Genomic DNA, 17,632 nt, shown 5'->3' with positions numbered 1-17,632 from the left:
GTCACTCGTCCCAGAACCGTTCGAGGATCCCGAGCACTTCCGGGGTGGCGGCCATCGTCGTCGCGTGGTCGAATCCGCGGATGACATGCAATTCGGAGTTCGGTACCAGCGCTGCGGCAGCTCGGGTGTCGTCGAGCCTGGTGCCGTCCTGACTGCCGACGTAGAACAGCGACGGCTGGGTGAACTGCTGCAACGCGTCGTCGGGTAGGCCGGGATCGGCGTCGGACGCCCGAATGTACGCGGCCATGGCCTGGGCGTCGTTGGCGGAGAACACCGCTCGGGTGCCGTTGTCGATCGGGAACATGCGGTGGTTGTTCCATGCCTCGAGGAACCCGTCCATGCCGCCCTGCTCCAACACGTCGGCGCATCCCGGGAAGAACAGCCGATCGAACGCGCCGGCCTGAGCGCCGTGACTACCGCCGCCGACTGCCAGTGATCGCACTCGTTCGGGAGCCGCTGCCGTCAGCGCCAACCCGGCCCGAGCCCCGAACGAATACCCCAGATAGTCGACGGTCGCCGCGCCCACGGCGTCGAGCACCGCCGTCAGATCGCCGACGATCGTGCTCATCGCATACGCGTCGGGAGTGCGGGGTTTCTCGCTGCGGCCGTGCCCGCGACTGTCGATCAGAATCAACTGCCGAGCCCCGCGCAGCGCCTTCACGTAGCCGAACGTCCGCCAGATCGTGTGCGTCAGAAAACTGCCGTGCACCATCAACAACGGCGGCCCGGACCCCACCGCCGTGTACGCGATCCGTGTCCCATCGTCTGCATTCGAGGCATACTCCACCCCGCAATCCTCGCCCCAGAAGTCCACTCAATGTGACATTGACCCCCAAACTGCGCCTGTGGGTCGTTTCGCAGGCTCCACTCCCGCGTCCACTGGATGTCACATTGACTCCCTACGGGCGGGCGTTTGTTCGGCGGACTCGGGAGTCTCGGCGGTCGGGGTGAGGTCGACGGTGCGGGTGGGTCCGATGGCGTCGAGGAACGGTCGATCGTGGCTGGCGATGATCAGTGCACCCTCGAATGTGTCGAGCGCGTCGATGAGGTGTTGTCGGCTGGTGATGTCGAGGTTGTTGGTCGGCTCGTCGAGTATCAGGAGCTTTGGAGCAGGCTCGGCCAGCAGTATTCGGGCCAGTGCGGCCCGCAGTCGTTCGCCGCCGGAGAGGGTGGCGACGACGGCGTCGGCGTCGGATCCGCGGAACAGGAAGCGGGCGAGTTGGCTGCGGACCTGTTCGGCCGTGGCCTGCGGAGCGACGTCGGCAACGTTCTCGGCGACGGTGCGGGATTCGTCGAAGATGTCGAGTCGCTGCGGCAGATACTTCCACGGCACCTCTGCCCCGGTGGCGTCCAGGGCCCGCAGCAGCGTGGTCTTGCCGCTGCCGTTCGGTCCGATCAGCGCAATGCACTCAGGGCCCACGATGTGCACGGCCTCGTGCGTCAGAACCACCTGCCCGGGATGGACTTTCGTCGCCGGGAGGTCGACGCGTATCTCGCGGTCGTCGCGCAGGAGATCCTCGGCGGCCGACAGGGACGATCGGGCGTCGTCGACGCGGTCGCTGTGGGTTCCGTGGAGTTTGCCTGCCGATTCCTGGGCCGCCCGCTTGCGTCGGCCCGCAAGGATCGGTGGCACGCGCTTCTGCTCTTCCATCTTCTTGCCGAAGCGCAGACGTCGGTCGAGTTTGATTCGGGTGTCGATCAATTCGCGTTCCTGCTTGCGGACATCGTTCTTCGCATCGCGGATCGTCGCCCGTGCCGCCTGCTGTTCCGCGTCGATCACCTCTCGGTAGTGCTGGTAGTTGCCGCCGAACATGCGCAGCCGGGACACTCCGCTGCGCTCTGCTCGCACCTCGGCGATGGTGTCCACGCGTTCGAGCAACTCGAGGTCGTGCGTGCACACGATCAGCACACCGGGGTAGCCGTCGACTGCCGTGTACAACCGTTCTCGCGCAACGTGGTCGAGATTGTTGGTCGGCTCGTCCAGTAGCAGTACGTCGGGCTGGGCGAGCAATTGCGCGGTCAGTGCCAGCAGCGTCGTCTCACCGCCCGACAGGGTGCCGACGCGGCGATCGAGGTCGCTCACAGAGCCGACGATGCTGCCGAGGCCGAGCTTGCCCAGCAGGGCCAGAGCGCGCTCCTCGACGTCCCACGCCGATCCGACGACTGCGAAGTCGTCCTCGGTGGAGGAGCCGGATTCTATGCGATGCAATGCTTTTCGCACCGAATCGATGGCCAGCACCCGATCCACGGGCAGATCGGGGTCCAGTGCGACGTCCTGGCGCAGATGGCCCAGCACGCCGGGAATCGAGATCGAACCGCGCTGCGGCGTCAACTCCCCGGCGAGCAATCTCAGCAGGGTAGACTTGCCGGCACCGTTGGAACCGATGAGACCTGTTGTGCCGCTGGGGAAGATGGCCGACGTGGCGTCGAACACGGGGTCGCCGTCCGGCCAGGCGAACGTCAGATTCGAGACAGAGAGGGAGGATGAATGAGGCATGGTTGCTCCAAAGGTGTGCATGCGGACGATCTGCAGGCGTCTAGAACCTTTGGAAGAGCAATGGCCTCTCCGAATCTGTGGGCAGCAAGGCGAAGGCCACGCTAGCCCCGAACCCGATGGCCACGCAAGCGAATTACACCGACGGGCCCTTCTTACGTAGTTCGTCGACCGTCGTCATGGCGCCACGCAATTCGTCGAGCCACTCCTGGGTGTGCTCGCCGACGAGCTTCACGGCCCAGGCCAGAGCGTCGGCCCGGGAGCGGGCGACGCCGGCGTCGACGAGAGTGTCCAGCACGCGACGCTCGGGCTGACGCAGGCGTGTCATGACCGGGACGGCGAGGTGGGTGAACAGGACCACCTCGGACCCGGTCCGAACTCCCCACGCGACCTTGCGGCCGTAGCGCTTCTCTGCCTCGTCGGCGATCTGCATGCGGTCGCCCCGGGTGGTTTCGCGGAATCGCGCGATGCGGCCCTCGGTGGCTGCGGATGAACTGTCCTGCTCCACGGGCAGTGTTCCGACGACGACGATTTCCTCTCGGTCGACCTCGACCGAGGCGGCACCGTCGAACCAGGTGTCCGGGAGGCGGCCACCGAACCAATCGGCTGCATCGGTGGCATCCGGAATGTCTGCGTGCTGCCAGCCGCCGGGGCGACCGAACGAGCGTCCGTTGGGTTTCATGGGGACTCCTCGATGGATGTTGTAAGACTGATTACATAATTACACCTCATTTCGAGATCGTGCCACCGGTGTTTCGCGGATGCACTGGGGCATGATCGACCCCGTGCGCACTTCGAGAAGACCGACGACTCTGGCCGCGATCGTGTCCGTACTGGCATCGGTGCTCGCCGCTTGCGGGCAGAGTGGGCCGGATCAGCCGCAGACTGTCGCCGAGCAGTTCGCGGAGGCGGTGAACAGCTCGAACATCGATCAGGCGGCCGCGTTGACCACCGACCCGGCCGGCGCGACGGCGGCGCTCACCGGGCTGTACGACGGGCTTTCGGCCGGCGGTACGGTGACGGCAACTCCCGATTTCGAGGCAGTCGACGCCAACGAGGATGCGGGCACGTTCACGTTGAATGCCGGCTGGCGCTTCTCGACGACCACCGACGGCACCGCCGAACCCGACGGCGAACCGAAGGAGTGGAGCTACACCACCTCTGCGACAGCGGCCGAGACCGAGCAGGGCTGGAAGATCACCTGGGATCCGGCGATGTTGGTGCCGGGCCTGACCGCCGACTCGTCGGTGCGTTTCACTCCCACCGATGCGCTCGTCGCACCGCGCATCTTCGACGGTAACGGCGTCGAGCTGATGTCGCAGCAGGTGGTGACCCTAGTCAACGCCGATGCGACGGCCGATCCGGCAGCGGTCGCGAATCTCGTCGGCTCCGTCGTTCCGGGTGTCACGGCCGAATCGGTGGCAGCGACTGTTGCCGGCGCGCAAGGTGACTCAGCGACGATCGTCACCCTTCGTCAGTCCGATATCGACCCCATCGGTGCTCAGCTCGCGACCGTCCCCGGAGTCACGCTGGCTCCGCAGACGCGGCTGCTCGCCACCGACCGGAACCTCGTTTCGCCGGTCCTCAACGACCTGACGACGCTGTGGGAGCAGGAGCAGGCCGCCAATCGTGGATGGGCTGTGCAGGCCGTTGCCGCGGACGGCTCCATCACCCCGCTTGCCGGCCGCGACGCCGCAACGGGAGACGACATCGCGACCACCCTGGATTCGGCACTGCAGCTCAAAGCCGAGAATGCCCTCGCGTCGCTGCCGCAGCAGGCGGCCATCGTTGCACTTCGGCCGTCGACGGGTGCGGTTCTCGCCGTGGCGCAGAACGCCGCCGCGGACGCCGAGGGTCCGATCGCCCTCACCGGTCTGTACCCGCCGGGGTCGACGTTCAAGACGGTGACCACCTCGGCTGCACTGCAGTCCGGTGCAGTCACCCCCGATACCGTGCTGCCGTGCCCGGCGACCGAGAACATCGAGGGTCGGCAGATCCCGAACGACGACAACTTCGATCTCGGCAACGTGCCGCTGCACACCGCTTTCGCCAGGTCCTGCAACACGACGATGGGCCGCCTGGGCGTGGCACTCCCACCGAACGGACTGACCGACGCGGCCGCGCAGTACGGCCTCGGCGTCGACTACGTAACCCCCGGTCTGACGACCGTCACCGGGTCGGTGCCGTCCGCCGACACCCCGGCGCAGCGGGTCGAATCCGCCATCGGTCAGGGGCAGGTGACCGCGTCGCCGTTCGGAATGGCGCTGGTCGCGTCGTCGATCGCGAACAACGGATTGCTCCCACCGACGGTGGTCCCCAGTGAGCCGGGAGTGGGAAACATGCAGCCGGCAGCGGTGAACCCCCAGGTCACCGAGCAGATCAAAGCCATGATGCGCGAGACGATCACCGGCGGAACGGCCACAGCGCTGAACGACATCCCAGGGTTGCTCGGCAAGACCGGCACCGCCGAATTCGGTGCGAACAACGAAGGAGCGCACGGCTGGTTCGTCGGTATCTCCGGCGATCTCGCGTTCGCGGTGTTCGTCAACGACGCAGGCAGTTCGACGCCTGCCGTCGAGGCTGCGGGTCGTTTTCTGCGCTAGTAGAGGCCGAAACCGACCGGGGCGTATCCCAATCGTGACCGGCTCGTATGAATCCCGTGCTTGTTACTCGTGTGACTACAGTGAATATTGTGACTCATGAGTTCTATGAGTCGTGCCCGTCGTGGCCCGCGCAAGGTCCGCGGTCGCTACCTCGTCGCCGTTGCAGCATCGGCGACGTTGACGGTCTCGGCAGCGTTCTGGATGGTCGATCGCCCACCGAGCGAGGCAGAGGTGCTGGTCTCGAAATTCGTCGATGCCCTGGACAACCGAGACGTCGCTGCTGCTGCCGCGATGACGACCTACCCCAACGCCGCGACGGCCGCGCTGAACCAGATGTTCGACGGCTTGTCGGCCGACGGCATGTCCACCGGGGATTTCGACCTCACCCAGTACATGGACCTCTCCGACGAAAGTGGCTACTTCACTCTCGCGTCGGCGTGGAACTTCGGTGAGGGCAAGGACTGGAAGTACAGCGCTCAGGGCTCGACCAAGAAGCTCAGCGTCGGTTGGCGCATAGCGTGGGATCCGGCCACTCTCGTCCCGGACCTCACCTCGGGCGGATCGGTTCGATACACCCGGACCGACGCTGCCCCGCCGCTGATCTTCGACGCCGCGAACAACGTGCTGATGAGCGAGCGAACCATCAACGCCATCTCCCTCGACCCGGCGCAGACGAGCGATCCGGCGGCGTCCACCGCGCAACTCGCAGACGTCATCGATGTCGTCGCACCGCTCATCACCTCCGAATCGATGCTGGCCGAGCTGAACTCGTCCGGCGGTGCACCGATCACCGCAGTGACCCTGCGTGACGACGATTTCGCCGTCCTCGAAGACGACCTGCGCGCCGTGCCGGGAGTGGTGGTTTCTCCGCAACCCAAGCTCATCGTCGACGACCGTCGGATCACCTCACCCGTGCTCGACTCGTTGCGAAGTGCATGGCAGGAAGGGCGCGACGCCACCGCAGGCTGGGCCGTCGACACCTACACCGTCGACGGAATCGGTGAGCGCCGTGTCGGTTTCCAGGGCCCTGGTGGTCCTGACCTGCACGCAACGCTCGATCCGCGCGTTCAACTCGCCGCCGAGAATGCGGTGGTCATGGCGGGGTCGTCGGCGTCGATCGTCGCCCTGTCCACCTCGACCGGTGCCATTCTCGCTGCGGCACAGAACAGTTACGCGAACGAGCAGGGCGACGTGGTGTTCGGGGGCTCCTACCCGGCCGGCACCGCGTCGGAGTTGGTCAAGGCGGCACAGTCCGATCGCGTCGACGACAGCGCCGAGGATGCAGCTGCGGCACTGGGTCTCGGTGTCAGCTACTCGATGCCCGGACTCGACGCCTACACCGGAACTCCCGCCGACAGTCGCAGCGCGATCGACGGTATCAGGGCCGTGTCGACCGCCTCCGGTGACGAGGCGACCGTGACTCCGTTCGGTCTCGCACAGATGGCGGCCGCGATCTCACGGGGCAGCGCTCCGACTCCGACGATCGTCGCCGGTCAGACCGCGGTCGCCAATCGTGAGTCCCGGGCACTCGGGTCGGATGCAGCAAATCGGTTGCGCGGCATACTTGCCGACTCGTCCCGCACCAGCGGTCTCGACACGTTCGACGGGGTGCAGGGATTCGCCGGGGAAAGTGGCGACGATCGCTTCGTGCTCGCCACCAGCGGTGATGTCGCGTTCGCGGTCTACATCGAGGATGCGGACGGCGGGGATCAGGCAGTGCGCATGACGAGCCGGTTGCTGCAGGAGATGGCGAACCCCGTCGAGTAGGGCAGGAATGGAGCCTGCGAAATGACCAGGGATTCGGGTCGATCGTTAGGCACGGTAGTTTTATTCGGTGACTGTGCTCGATTTCGGACTCCTGGTGGTGGCCGGGTTCTTCGCCGGGCTCATCGGGTTCGTCACCGGGCTCGCATCGCTGGTCTCCTACCCTGCGCTGCTTGCGGTGGGTCTGCCAGCGGTGTCTGCGAACGTGACGAACACGGTCGCCTTGGTCGCGGCCGGTGTCGGGGCGACGGCGAGTTCCTCGGCCGAGCTCGCCAAGGACGGCAAGCAGCTGGTTCGGTACGCGATCTACTCGGCTCTCGGCGGTACCACCGGTGCGGTTCTGTTGCTCAATACGCCGGACGGTTCGTTCGAGGTGGTCGTACCGTTCCTGGTGGCGATGGCAGCCATCGCGCTCCTGCTGCAGCCGAGTATTCGAAAGCTGTCCGGCGGCAGAGAGTTTCCGACGCTCTATCCGCTGGCCCTGTTCGCCGTGGCGATCTACGGCGGCTACTTCGGGGCCGGGGCAGGCGTCATCTTTCTGGCGTTGGCGTTGATCTGCACTTCGGATACCTTCTGGCGCGCAAGCGTTCTGAAGAGCTTCTTCCTCGGCATTGCCAATCTGATTGCGGCGATCATCTTTTCGTTCTTCGGTCAGGTGCACTGGTGGGCGGCACTTGCGCTGGCCATCGGATGTTTCGTCGGCGGTGCCTGCGGGCCACCGACGGTCAAGGTGATCTCGCCGATCATCCTGCGCGTCGGCGTCGGGATTCTGGGACTGGGTCTCGCCGGATGGCTGGGGTATCAGGCCTTCGGCTGACGGGCGGTCACCTGTTCGCTACTTGCGCGACGGTGCGCCGAGAGTGATCAACTCCGGCGCAGCAGGGGCACCGCAGCAACCGCCGCTCGACGGGGCGTCGGGCTCGTCGAACAGGCCCGCGCCGCCGCAGACGCCGGTGTCGGGCAGTGTCAGCTCGACCTTTCGTGCGCCCTCGTGGTCTCCGGCGAGTTCGGCTGCGATGCTGCGAACCTGCTCGTATCCGGTCATTGCAAGGAACGTCGGCGCGCGGCCGTAGCTCTTCATACCCACCAGGTAGAAGCCGGGCTCGGGTTGGGTGAGTTCTTCGACTCCGTGCGGTGACACCGATCCGCACGAATGCATGTTGGGGTCCACCAATTCGGCGACGAACTTGGGTGCCTGCAGGGTGGGATCGAGATCGAGGCGAACCTCGGACAACCACGACAGATCCGGTCGGAAGCCGGTGAGTGCGACTACGCGATCGACATCTCCGATGCGAGCGCCGGTATCGCCGACGAGGGTCATCCGATCACCCTCGACCGCAACGGTTTCGGTGCGGAATCCGGATTGCACGGTGAGGAAGCCGTCGTCGACGGCATTCTTGGCGCGTTGTCCCAGCGCGCCGCGGGCGGCGAGTTCGTCGGCTTCGCCGCCGCCGAACACGTCTGCGGTGACGCCTCGGCGCACGGCCCAGGTGAGCGTCGTTCCCGGTTCCTCTGCAGCGAGTTCGGCGAAGGTGATGATGGCGGTCAGGGCGGAGTGGCCGCTGCCAGCGATGACCGTGTGCTTGCCCGCGAACTGGGCGCGAATCGCCGGATCGGTCAGATCGGGGACCCGGTAGTCGATTCTGTCGGCGGAGAACTTCTCGCCGATGGCCGCAAGCCCCTCGCTACCCAGTGGATTCGGAGATCCCCAGGTGCCCGACGCGTCGACGACCGCGCGGGCGAGAACACGTTCCTCGCTGCCGTCGGAATGCCGGATGTGCACGGACAGCGGCTCGGTGTCGCGGCCGGCGTCGACGACGCGGTCGCGTCCACGGCGGGCTACACCGACCACTTCGGAATCGACTCGAACAGCGTCTCCGAGGACAGCGGCGAGGGGCGCGAGGTACCGCTCCACCCATTCGCGACCGGTGGCGTAGGTGTCGCCGTCCGGTGCGGTCCAGCCGGTCGGCTCGAGCAACCGTGCGGCAGCGGGGTCCACTACCTCGGACCACGGGGAGAACAATCGCACGTGGTTCCATTCGGACACTGCCGCGCCCGCGGACGGCCCGCGTTCGAGAACGACGACGGCAGAGCCGGTTTCGGTGAGATGTGCTGCGGCGGCGAGACCGATGGGTCCTGCGCCGATCACTACTACGGGGTATTCGTTCATGACTGATCTACCTTTCCTCGTCGAGCGAGAGTGTTCACTGCTGCGCGTGCGGTACGGCCGACGCCGATGAGCGTTGCCGATGCCGGTCCGGTCCAGTCGCCGTACCCCAGGAACATAAGGGTCGACTCGTCGTGAATATGATTGTCTTCCAACGTGATCCGAGGTCCGTCGGTGTGCAGATGCAGCGGCTGCAGATGCCGCAGCGCGGGCCGAAAGCCGGTGCACCAGACGATCGCATCCAGTTTCTCCGTCGTGTGCCCGTCCGTCACGCCGTCGGTTGTGATCGCCGTGAACATCGGCCGGGCCTGCAGGACGCCGCGATCCCTGGCCTCCTTTACCGGCGGGACCATGACGATGTCACCCAAGCCTGCGACCCCGCCGGTATCGGAGTCACCCGCTGCCAGCGCTCGGGCGCGGTCGCTGGCGACATCGAACAGCACGCGCCCATCGACGTCGTCGGGCAGGAATTTCGGTTCGCGGGCGGTGAACCACAGGGTCTCGGCCACGGTGGAGATCTCGGCAAGTATCTGAGCAGCCGAGTTTCCGCCCCCGACGATTCCTACCCGCTTGCCCACGAATCGATCCGGTGTGCGGTAGTCGGCGGCATGCAGTTGGGTCCCATCGAATTCACGCATGCCCGGGTAGCTCGGCCAGAAGGGCCGAGACCATGTTCCCGTCGCGTTGACGACTGCTGTGGCGGTGTACGACTCACCATCTGTGTCGATTCGGTAGCCGCCCGGGACCCGCTGCACGGCCGTCACCCGGACGGGCCGGTGCACCGGCAGTTCGTACTTCTTCTCGTACGCTCGCAAGTAGTCGACCACATGAGACGCGGGTGGGAAACCGTTGTGCCACGGAGGCATCGGCCAGCCGGGAAGTCGCGAGTACTCCGCCGGTGAGAACAGGTGCAGCGACGGCCAGTAGTCCTGCCAGGACCCTCCGGCATGCGTCTGGTCGTCGAGAACGACGAAGTCGAGCCCGGCTCGTCGCAGGTAGTACCCAGCGGCCAGTCCTGCCTGACCGCCGCCGATCACCACCACGTCGTACTTCATTCGAGTCAAGCGTCGGTGCCGCGCATGCGAGATGCGAGTTCCTCGACGCGAGCGGCAATATCGTCGCGGACCAGACGCATGCGTTCGATGCCGTCGATACCGCGCTCGGACGGCTCGTCGGTGTTCCAGTTCTCGAACGTCGGACCGTCCACTGGTTCCACATGTGCCTCGCTGCCGAGGGTGACGACGTAGTCCATGCGGGCGAGCAGATCGGGATCGATCGGCTTGGGTGCTTCGCCCGACAGGTCGACGCCGACTTCGAGAAGAGACTCGGCCGACAGTGCGTTGACGGCACCTCCCGGTTTCGTTCCGGCCGAGTGCACCTCCACCGAACCGCCCGCCGCCTTACGCATCAGACCGGCGGCCATCTGAGACTTGCCGCCGTTCTTGACGCAGACGAACAGCACGCTGGGTGTCGTCATGACGCGGAACTCTGCTTTGCCGGAACCAGTTCGGCGATCAGGTCCTCGATTCGGCCTCTGATCTCGTCGCGAATCGGCCGCACCGCCTCGACGCCTTTGCCCGCCGGATCGGCCAGTGCCCAATCGCGGTAACTCACTCCGGGGAACACCGGGCAGGCGTCGCCGCAGCCCATGGTGATGACGACGTCGGATGTCTCGACGGCCTCGGGTGTGAGGATCTTCGGAGACTGCGACGAGATGTCGATGCCGACCTCGGCCATGGCCTCGACCGCCGCGGAATTGATGGTCTCTGCGGGTGCGCTACCGGCAGAACGCACTTCGACGGTATCGCCGGCGAGGTGGGACAGAAAACCGGCGGCCATCTGAGATCGACCGGCGTTGTGGACGCAGACGAAGAGAACACTGGGTGTGTCGGACATGGAGTCGTATGCCTTTCGAGCGCGGAGGCCGATGCCTCAGGCCGGTACGGTGGTGGTGGTCAGCTCGGTGAGCAGTTGGCGGACACGCGCGTCGAGATCATCGCGGATGCGACGCACTTCGTCGATGGATTTGCCGTCGGGGTCGGTCAGTTGCCAGTCCAGGTAGCGCTTGCCGGGGTAGACCGCGCACGCATCGCCGCATCCCATGGACACCACGACATCTGCGGCGGCGACGACGTCGTCGGTCAACGGCTTGGGGAATTCGCTGCCCAGGTCGATGTCGAGTTCTTCCATCGCCTGCACGACGATCGGGTTGATTTCGTAGGTCGGGGCCGAGCCCGCGGATCGGACGTGGACCAGTCCCCGTGCGTGGTGTTCGAGCAAGGCCGCGGCCATCTGGGAGCGTCCGGCATTGTGGACGCAGATGAACAGCACCTCGGGCACGAGTTTCGGTGCGTCACCCTGTGATTGGGCGAGTGCAGTGAGACGGTCCGCGGCGAACTTGCCGGCCAGAGTGGTCAGGTGCGTGTGAATCTTCGAGGTTCGACGCAGTGCGGTGTAGGACTCGAAGACGTAACGCTCGACGGTTTGGGTGGAGAAGATGCCCTCGTATTCCGCAGCGAGTCTCTCTGCGGTGCGCGAGAGAATTGCTTGGGGCATCAACAGTTCGGGCTGGGCGCGGTGGCTGCTGGGAGAAAGGTTGTCGGACATCAGGACTCCTTTGTCGCTGTGGTCGCGGACGAACTCGGGGCGAAGCGTTTACGCAGTGCGAGCGAGACGTAGACGAGGCCGACCAGTACCGGCACCTCGATGAGTGGTCCGACGACTCCGGCGAGTGCCTGCCCGGATGTCGCGCCGTAGGTCGCGATCGCGACGGCGATGGCGAGCTCGAAATTGTTGCCTGCAGCGGTGAACGCGAGGGTGGTGGTGCGCTCGTAGCCCAGACCCATCGCGGCACCGAGGGCGTAGCCGCCGCCCCACATCACCGCGAAGTACACCAGTAGAGGCAGCGCGATACGCACCACGTCGAAGGGCTGTGACGTGATCTGATCACCCTGCAGCGCAAAGAGAATGACGATGGTGAACAGCAGGCCGTAGAGCGCCCACGGGGCGATCCTGGGGATGAACTTCTCCTCGTACCACTCGCGGCCCTTGGCGCGTTCACCGAAGAAGCGCGAGGCGAATCCCGCAATCAGCGGGATTCCGAGGAAGATCAGCACCGATTTCGCGATCTGCCAGGGCGAGGCTTCGATGGTCGTCTGTTCCAACCCGAGCCAGCCGGGCAGGACCGACAGGTAGAACCATCCGAGGATGGCGAACATGAAGACCTGGAACACCGAGTTGATCGCCACCAGAACCGCGGCGGCTTCTCGGTCGCCGCAGGCGAGGTCGTTCCAGATGATGACCATCGCGATGCATCGGGCCAGACCGACGATGATGAGCCCGGTGCGGTATTCGGGTAGATCCGGCAGGAAAAGCCATGCGAGAGCGAACATCAGGGCCGGACCGAGGATCCAGTTGAGGACCAGCGACCCGATCAGTAGTCGCTTGTCGCCGGTGACGGTGTCGAGGCGGTCGTAGCGCACCTTGGCCAGCACCGGGTACATCATGATCAGCAGGCCGATGGCGATCGGGAGCGACACGCCGTCGATGGAGATGGACGACAGTGCGTCGTTCAGACCGGGGATCATGCGTCCGAGGATCAGGCCGACGACCATGGCCACGCCGATCCATACGGGCAGGAACCGGTCGAGGGTGGAGAGCTTGCCGACTACGGCGGTATCGGTCGTCGTACTCATGCCATGACCTCCGTTGACTCCGCAGCGTTCAGCACTGCCGACAGTTGCTGCAGCGCAGCGGGAACGACCGAGTAGTAGACCCAGGTGCCGCGTCGTTCGCAATCGAGCAGCCCCGCCTCGCGCAACACCTTGAGGTGATGGGAGATGGTGGGCTGCGACAAGTCGAATGCGGGGGAGATATCGCAGACACACGCTTCGCCGCCTGCATGGCTGGCAACGAGGCTGAGCAGACGCAGGCGGACTGGATCTCCCAGTGCCTTGAACATCCGGGCCAGATCTCCGGCCCAATCCTCGGTCAGGGGTTCGTGGATCAGCGGCGAGCAGCACTCGCCGTCGACGGACGACCGGTCTTGGTTCGACATGCGTCTATATTGACGTTCATCGAACCAGCCGTCAAGTGAACAGTTGCCGAACGCGGATCAGTCGGTAGGCGACACCGAGCACGACCACGACGGTTCCGACGGCAATGGAGGTGGCGGGCAGCGTCGCAATCAAGACGACGCAGCCGATACTGCCGACGATCTGCAGAACCTTGGGGTACCGCCGGTTCTCGGTGTCCTGGGTATGGGCGCTCAGGTTCGCAACCAGGTAGTACAGCAACACCCCGAACGACGAGAAGCCGATGGCATTGCGCAGATCGATGACGAGAACGAGGACGCAGACGATCACTGCCAGAGTGATCTCGGCGCGATGCGGAACCGAGTAGCGGGGATGGACCGCGGTCAGATACGACGGCAGGTCGTCGTGGCGGGCCATTGCCAGCGACGTGCGGCCGATGCCTGCGATCAGCGCGAGGAGGGCTCCCAGCGCGGCCAACGCCGCGCCGATGCGCATCAGCGGTGACGCCCACGAATGTCCGGATGCCACAACCAGATCGACCAGAGGAGCCGACGACGACGCCAGTGAGTCGGAGCCCAGTACCGACAACAGGATCAGTGCAATCACCGCATAGACCAGTAGTGCGATACCCAGGGCGGAGACGATGGCGCGCGGAATGGTGCGCTCGGGCCGGACGACCTCCTCGCCCAGGGTGGCAATGCGCGCGTAGCCGGCGAAGGCGAAGAACAACAGGCCGGCCGACTGCAGAATTCCGTACCACCCACTGTCGGCGAACGAGCCGAGCCCGGCGACGTTCGGCTCGATCGAGCCCGTGAGTCCCAGGACGACACCCACGACGAGCACGGTGAGCACGGCGGCGACCAGAATCTTCGTCAGCACGGCCGTGCGGGTGATGCCGAAGTAGTTCACTGCCGTCAACGCAACGATGGCAAGCACAGCAACGACTTTCGTGTACCCGACAGGTGCGACGTAGGCCGCGAACACCAGCGCCATGGCTGCGGAGCTGGCGGTTTTGCCGATTACGAAGCTCCACCCGGCCAGAAAGCCGGGCCACTCGCCGAGCCGCTCTCGGCCGTAGATGTACGTTCCGCCCGACGTCGGATACTGCGCGGCGAGCTGAGCCGACGAGGTGGCGTTGCAGAACGCGACGACCGCGGCGATGGCGAGACCGATCAGCAGACCCGCGCCCGCGACGGCCGATGCGGGAGCGAACGCCGCGAACACCCCGGCTCCGACCATCGAACCGACACCGATGGCGATGGCGTCGAACAGCCCGAGTCGACGGCTGAGCGATGGCGGATTCGTCATGCCGGGAACCGATCGTCGATCACGGCGACAACTGTAGGTGCTGCACTCGACTCGGCGTCGATCCTGTCAGCGCAGTTCCTGGAACTCCGACAGCAGCGCGAAGGTGGCCTCGCACAATTCGGTCTGCGTCAGCAGGATGCCGACCGTCCCGTCCGGGTCGACGAAGAAGTCGGTGCCCTGCCCGCCGGACCATCCGTAACGGCCGAGGTGCTCTCCTTCGGTGACGACCGAGACGCCGAATCCCCACCCCGTACCCGGCCAGAAGCCCGGGTAGAAACTCTCGTCGGTCTTGATCGACGCGGGCACCTGGTCGTGTGTCATCAGCTCCAGGTGCTCGGTCGACACGGACGTCGGGATCGCACGGAGAAAGCGGTGAAAATCGGTCGCGGTCGACACCAGCTCGCCGTGACTCACGTCGACTGGGGGCGGTCCCGCATAGGGTCCGCCCGCGGCGGGTTCGGTTTCGATCAACGACCCGTCCTCGTACCGGTAGGCCGCCGTCAGGCGATGGCATCGGTCGGTGGGTACCCACAGTCCGGTGTCGGGCATGTCGAGCGGCCCGAACAGGTCGTCGCGGAGATGATCCTGCAGAGACCGGCCGACGATACGAGAGACGAGGATGCCGAGGATCGCGAAGCCGTGGTGGTAGCGCCACCCGGTACCGGGCTGGAAAGCCAGCGGAAGATCCGCCATGCGTGCCAACCACTCGTCCGCGCCGAGCGGAGACGGCGCGGGGCCGGCCTCCGTGGCGTTGGCCCGCATCGCCCGAGCAAGCGGGGTGTCTCCCATCTGAATTCCGTACCCACTGGTGTTGGTGAGCAAGTGCCGCAACGTGATCGGCCGGTCCTGCGGAACGGTGTCGTCGAGTGCAGCGTCGGGACGGGTGAGCACAGGGCGGTCAGCGAGTTCGGGAAGCCAGGGTACGACGTCGTCGTCCAGCGTCAGCCGGCCCGCCACCACGAGCCGCAGGGCGGCCACGCCGGTGACGATCTTGGTCATCGACTGAATCCGGACCAGTGCGTCGACCGCCATCGGTGGACCGCCGACCGCCGATGACCCGACCGCGACGGGTTCCGCATCGGGGCCACCCAGGAGCGCCGTTGCCCCCGGCATCAGTCCAGCGTCGATGTGCCGGGTCAACAGTTCGCGCACGGTCTCGCTCACGGACTCATCGTGTCACCGCAGCGGTCCGGATTCCAGCGCTGGCTACTTTTGATACACGTCCGGGATGCCGTCGTGGTCGTCGTCGCGGGTCTCTTCGGTGTGGATGTCGCGGTAGGCCTTGTTGCGGCTGCGCAGGATGATGGCGGCCAACGATGCCGCGATGATGGAACCGGTGAGGACGCCGACCTTGACGTGGTCGTCGCGCTGAGTTCCCTCGCCGAAGGCAAGGTCGCCGATCAGCAGCGAGACGGTGAATCCGATACCCGCGAGCATCGAGACGCCCAGGACGTCGAGCCATTTCAGTCCGGCGTCCAACGTCGCCCGGGTGAAACGGGATACGAGGTAGGTGGTGCCGAAGATGCCGATGGCCTTACCGATGACGAGGCCGGCGATGATGCCGATGGCGATCGGATCGGTCAGTGCGCTGGCCAGGCCGGAGAATCCGCCGACGGTCACACCGGCCGCGCAGAATGCGAACAGGGGCACCGCGATGCCCGCCGAGATCGGCCGAATCTTGTGCTCGAAGTGCTCGGCGAGGCCGGGGCCCGCTTCGGGACCACCGTTGGCCTTGCTGCGCATCACGGGAACAGCGAAGCCGAGCAGCACGCCCGCGACGGTGGCGTGAACGCCGGACTCGTGCATGAGTACCCAGGTCACGACCGCCAGCGGGATGAGAATCCACCACGAGCGGACGCGCATCTGTACGGCCACCGCGAACAGGGCGAGCGGAATCAGTGTCAGGCCGAGCGCGATGAAGTTGATGTCGTCGGTGTAGAAGATGGCGATGACACTGACGGCCAGGAGGTCGTCGACCACAGCCAACGTCAGTAGGAAGGTACGCAGCGCGGTCGGCAGGTGGGTGCTGATCACGGCGAGCACGGCAACGGCGAACGCGATGTCGGTCGCGGTGGGGATTGCCCAACCGAGCAGTGCGCCGTCTCCGGTGCCGAGGTTGATCAGCACGAAAATGACTGCCGGAACTGCCATTCCGCCGATCGCCGCGGCGACAGGAAGGGCCGCACGTGCGGGATCGCGGAGATCGCCTGCGACGAATTCTCGCTTCAGTTCGAGTCCGACGACGAAGAAGAAGATGGCCAACAGTCCGTCGGCGGCCCATGTCGAGAGCGTCAGATCGAGATGCAGCGCCGACGGTCCGACGCGGGTGCTCATCAGCGAGTCGTAGGCAGCGGACCACGGTGAGTTGGCCCAGACCAAGGCGATGAGGGTGGCGACGAGGAGCAGTGCGCCACCGACGGTCTCCTTGCGGAGGATCTGTGCGACGCGATCTGCCTCGGACCAGGAGCCCCGGGAGAACAGTGGCAATCGCGTTTTCGGGGTTGATGAATCTGTCACGGAGAGAACGCCTTTCGGTAGCTTCGTCGAGCTGCGAACCGACCGAATATCAGACAGTGGGTACGCAGCACAGAGTTGTTGCCGACCAGACTTCCCGGCGCACCGTGGATCATCCTATCGCGTCGAGGCCGTTCCCGACGAACTCGGCGTCAACGAACGCTCGGCACGAATTTCGCCAGTGCACGCCAACCCAGTAGCAGAACTGCCGTGGCCAGCGTTGCCACGACGATGAAGGATCCGGCTGTTCCCTGCCCGGTCAGTGCGCGCAGCACCATGCCCACGACAACCGTCATCACCCACACGACGATGCCCGTCGGGACGATGAGAAAAGCGTCGAACTTGTTGCGGTACAGAGCAAACGCAACGACCCAGCCGATGGCGGCACCGAGAACGAACGGCCAGGCGGTGTGGAACAGGCCGGACAGTGCGGTGGCTTCGGCGTGACTGCGCCGACCGATCGCGGCGAACAGCAGGACCATGGCCAGATCGAGGATGCCGGCAACTACAGGAGAACGAAACTTCACGCGTACCACTGTAGACACCGACGGCGAAAGACCCGCACCGACGATTGCGATGCGGGCCTTTCGCGGGTCCACCCAGGGCGGATCCATGTGGGTTTCAGTCAGTTGGACTGCAACAAAGCCGCATTGATCCGGCGGGGGTCTGCGGGAAAGCTACCGCGACCTACCGCTGCGGTGCCTGGGTGGGCACGATCGGCGACGGCAGTGCGGTCGCACCCTGCAGG

The 17,632-nt window shown here is 65.6% G+C and carries 17 protein-coding genes; 3 read left to right on the top strand and 14 right to left on the bottom strand.

Annotated elements, in window-relative coordinates; genetic code table 11:
* Position 1 precedes the first annotated feature (1 nt).
* The 3 genes from CH256_RS10830 to CH256_RS10820 form a co-directional block, all read right to left on the bottom strand.
* Positions 2–787: an alpha/beta fold hydrolase gene (locus CH256_RS10830; RefSeq protein ID WP_094669602.1), complete on the bottom strand. Its 786-nt coding sequence runs from the start codon at positions 785–787 to the stop codon at positions 2–4.
* Positions 788–886: 99 nt separating this feature from the next.
* Positions 887–2,497, bottom strand: a complete 1,611-nt coding sequence (locus CH256_RS10825; protein ID WP_094669594.1) for an ABC-F family ATP-binding cassette domain-containing protein — start codon at positions 2,495–2,497, stop codon at positions 887–889.
* A 133-nt stretch (positions 2,498–2,630) separates the two neighbouring features.
* Positions 2,631–3,176: a hypothetical protein gene (locus CH256_RS10820; RefSeq protein WP_068049016.1), complete on the bottom strand. Its 546-nt coding sequence runs from the start codon at positions 3,174–3,176 to the stop codon at positions 2,631–2,633.
* A gap of 91 nt (positions 3,177–3,267) precedes the next feature.
* Here CH256_RS10820 and CH256_RS10815 point away from each other — a divergent pair, with 91 nt between their 5' ends.
* From CH256_RS10815 to CH256_RS10805, 3 genes are all read left to right on the top strand, one after another.
* Positions 3,268–5,097, top strand: coding sequence for a penicillin-binding transpeptidase domain-containing protein (locus CH256_RS10815; RefSeq protein WP_094669601.1), 1,830 nt, complete (start codon positions 3,268–3,270; stop codon positions 5,095–5,097).
* Positions 5,098–5,202: 105 nt separating this feature from the next.
* Positions 5,203–6,864, top strand: a complete 1,662-nt coding sequence (locus tag CH256_RS10810; protein WP_179272070.1) for an NTF2-like N-terminal transpeptidase domain-containing protein — start codon at positions 5,203–5,205, stop codon at positions 6,862–6,864.
* A gap of 67 nt (positions 6,865–6,931) precedes the next feature.
* Positions 6,932–7,678, top strand: coding sequence for a sulfite exporter TauE/SafE family protein (locus tag CH256_RS10805; protein WP_068049019.1), 747 nt, complete (start codon positions 6,932–6,934; stop codon positions 7,676–7,678).
* An 18-nt stretch (positions 7,679–7,696) separates the two neighbouring features.
* Here the strand turns inward: CH256_RS10805 and CH256_RS10800 are convergent, their stop codons facing one another.
* The 11 genes from CH256_RS10800 to CH256_RS10750 form a co-directional block, all read right to left on the bottom strand.
* Positions 7,697–9,031 (bottom strand): FAD-dependent oxidoreductase, encoded by a 1,335-nt coding sequence (locus tag CH256_RS10800; RefSeq protein WP_094640488.1) that lies wholly within the window; start codon positions 9,029–9,031, stop codon positions 7,697–7,699.
* Entirely contained in the window at positions 9,028–10,083 is a 1,056-nt protein-coding gene (locus tag CH256_RS10795) for an ArsO family NAD(P)H-dependent flavin-containing monooxygenase (protein WP_094669593.1), read from the bottom strand. The genes CH256_RS10800 and CH256_RS10795 overlap by 4 nt, the downstream gene beginning before the upstream one ends.
* A 5-nt stretch (positions 10,084–10,088) precedes the next feature.
* On the bottom strand, positions 10,089–10,505 hold the full coding sequence (locus CH256_RS10790; protein WP_068049029.1) for an arsenate-mycothiol transferase ArsC: 417 nt from the start codon (positions 10,503–10,505) through the stop codon (positions 10,089–10,091).
* Positions 10,502–10,924, bottom strand: a complete 423-nt coding sequence (locus CH256_RS10785) for an arsenate reductase ArsC (RefSeq protein WP_068049031.1) — start codon at positions 10,922–10,924, stop codon at positions 10,502–10,504. Before CH256_RS10785 ends, CH256_RS10790 begins: the two co-directional genes overlap by 4 nt.
* Positions 10,925–10,960: 36 nt before the next feature.
* Complete coding sequence (locus tag CH256_RS10780; protein WP_094640490.1) at positions 10,961–11,635, bottom strand: arsenate reductase ArsC; 675 nt, start codon at positions 11,633–11,635, stop codon at positions 10,961–10,963.
* Entirely contained in the window at positions 11,635–12,723 is a 1,089-nt protein-coding gene (gene arsB / locus CH256_RS10775) for an ACR3 family arsenite efflux transporter (protein ID WP_068049037.1), read from the bottom strand. The genes CH256_RS10780 and arsB overlap by 1 nt, the downstream gene beginning before the upstream one ends.
* Positions 12,720–13,085 carry an ArsR/SmtB family transcription factor gene (locus CH256_RS10770; RefSeq protein WP_094640491.1) on the bottom strand — a complete coding sequence of 122 codons (366 nt, stop codon included), beginning with the start codon at positions 13,083–13,085 and terminating at the stop codon, positions 12,720–12,722. Before CH256_RS10770 ends, arsB begins: the two co-directional genes overlap by 4 nt.
* Positions 13,086–13,116: 31 nt before the next feature.
* Positions 13,117–14,370 (bottom strand): APC family permease, encoded by a 1,254-nt coding sequence (locus CH256_RS10765; protein ID WP_094669592.1) that lies wholly within the window; start codon positions 14,368–14,370, stop codon positions 13,117–13,119.
* Positions 14,371–14,436: 66 nt separating this feature from the next.
* A complete protein-coding gene (locus CH256_RS10760; protein WP_218829134.1) occupies positions 14,437–15,534 on the bottom strand; it encodes a serine hydrolase domain-containing protein in 1,098 nt (365 codons plus the stop codon).
* Positions 15,535–15,576: 42 nt separating this feature from the next.
* Entirely contained in the window at positions 15,577–16,887 is a 1,311-nt protein-coding gene (gene nhaA / locus CH256_RS10755) for a Na+/H+ antiporter NhaA (RefSeq protein WP_068049049.1), read from the bottom strand.
* Positions 16,888–17,036: 149 nt separating this feature from the next.
* Positions 17,037–17,366 (bottom strand): DUF3054 domain-containing protein, encoded by a 330-nt coding sequence (locus tag CH256_RS10750; protein ID WP_256989420.1) that lies wholly within the window; start codon positions 17,364–17,366, stop codon positions 17,037–17,039.
* Between the last annotated feature and the right edge of the window lie 266 nt (positions 17,367–17,632).

This window comes from Rhodococcus sp. 05-2254-6 (assembly GCF_002258565.1).
Classification (GTDB): Bacteria; Actinomycetota; Actinomycetes; order Mycobacteriales; family Mycobacteriaceae; genus Rhodococcoides.
The sequence above is the reverse complement of the archived record's forward strand: the minus strand, read 5'-3'. Positions and strand labels throughout refer to the sequence as shown.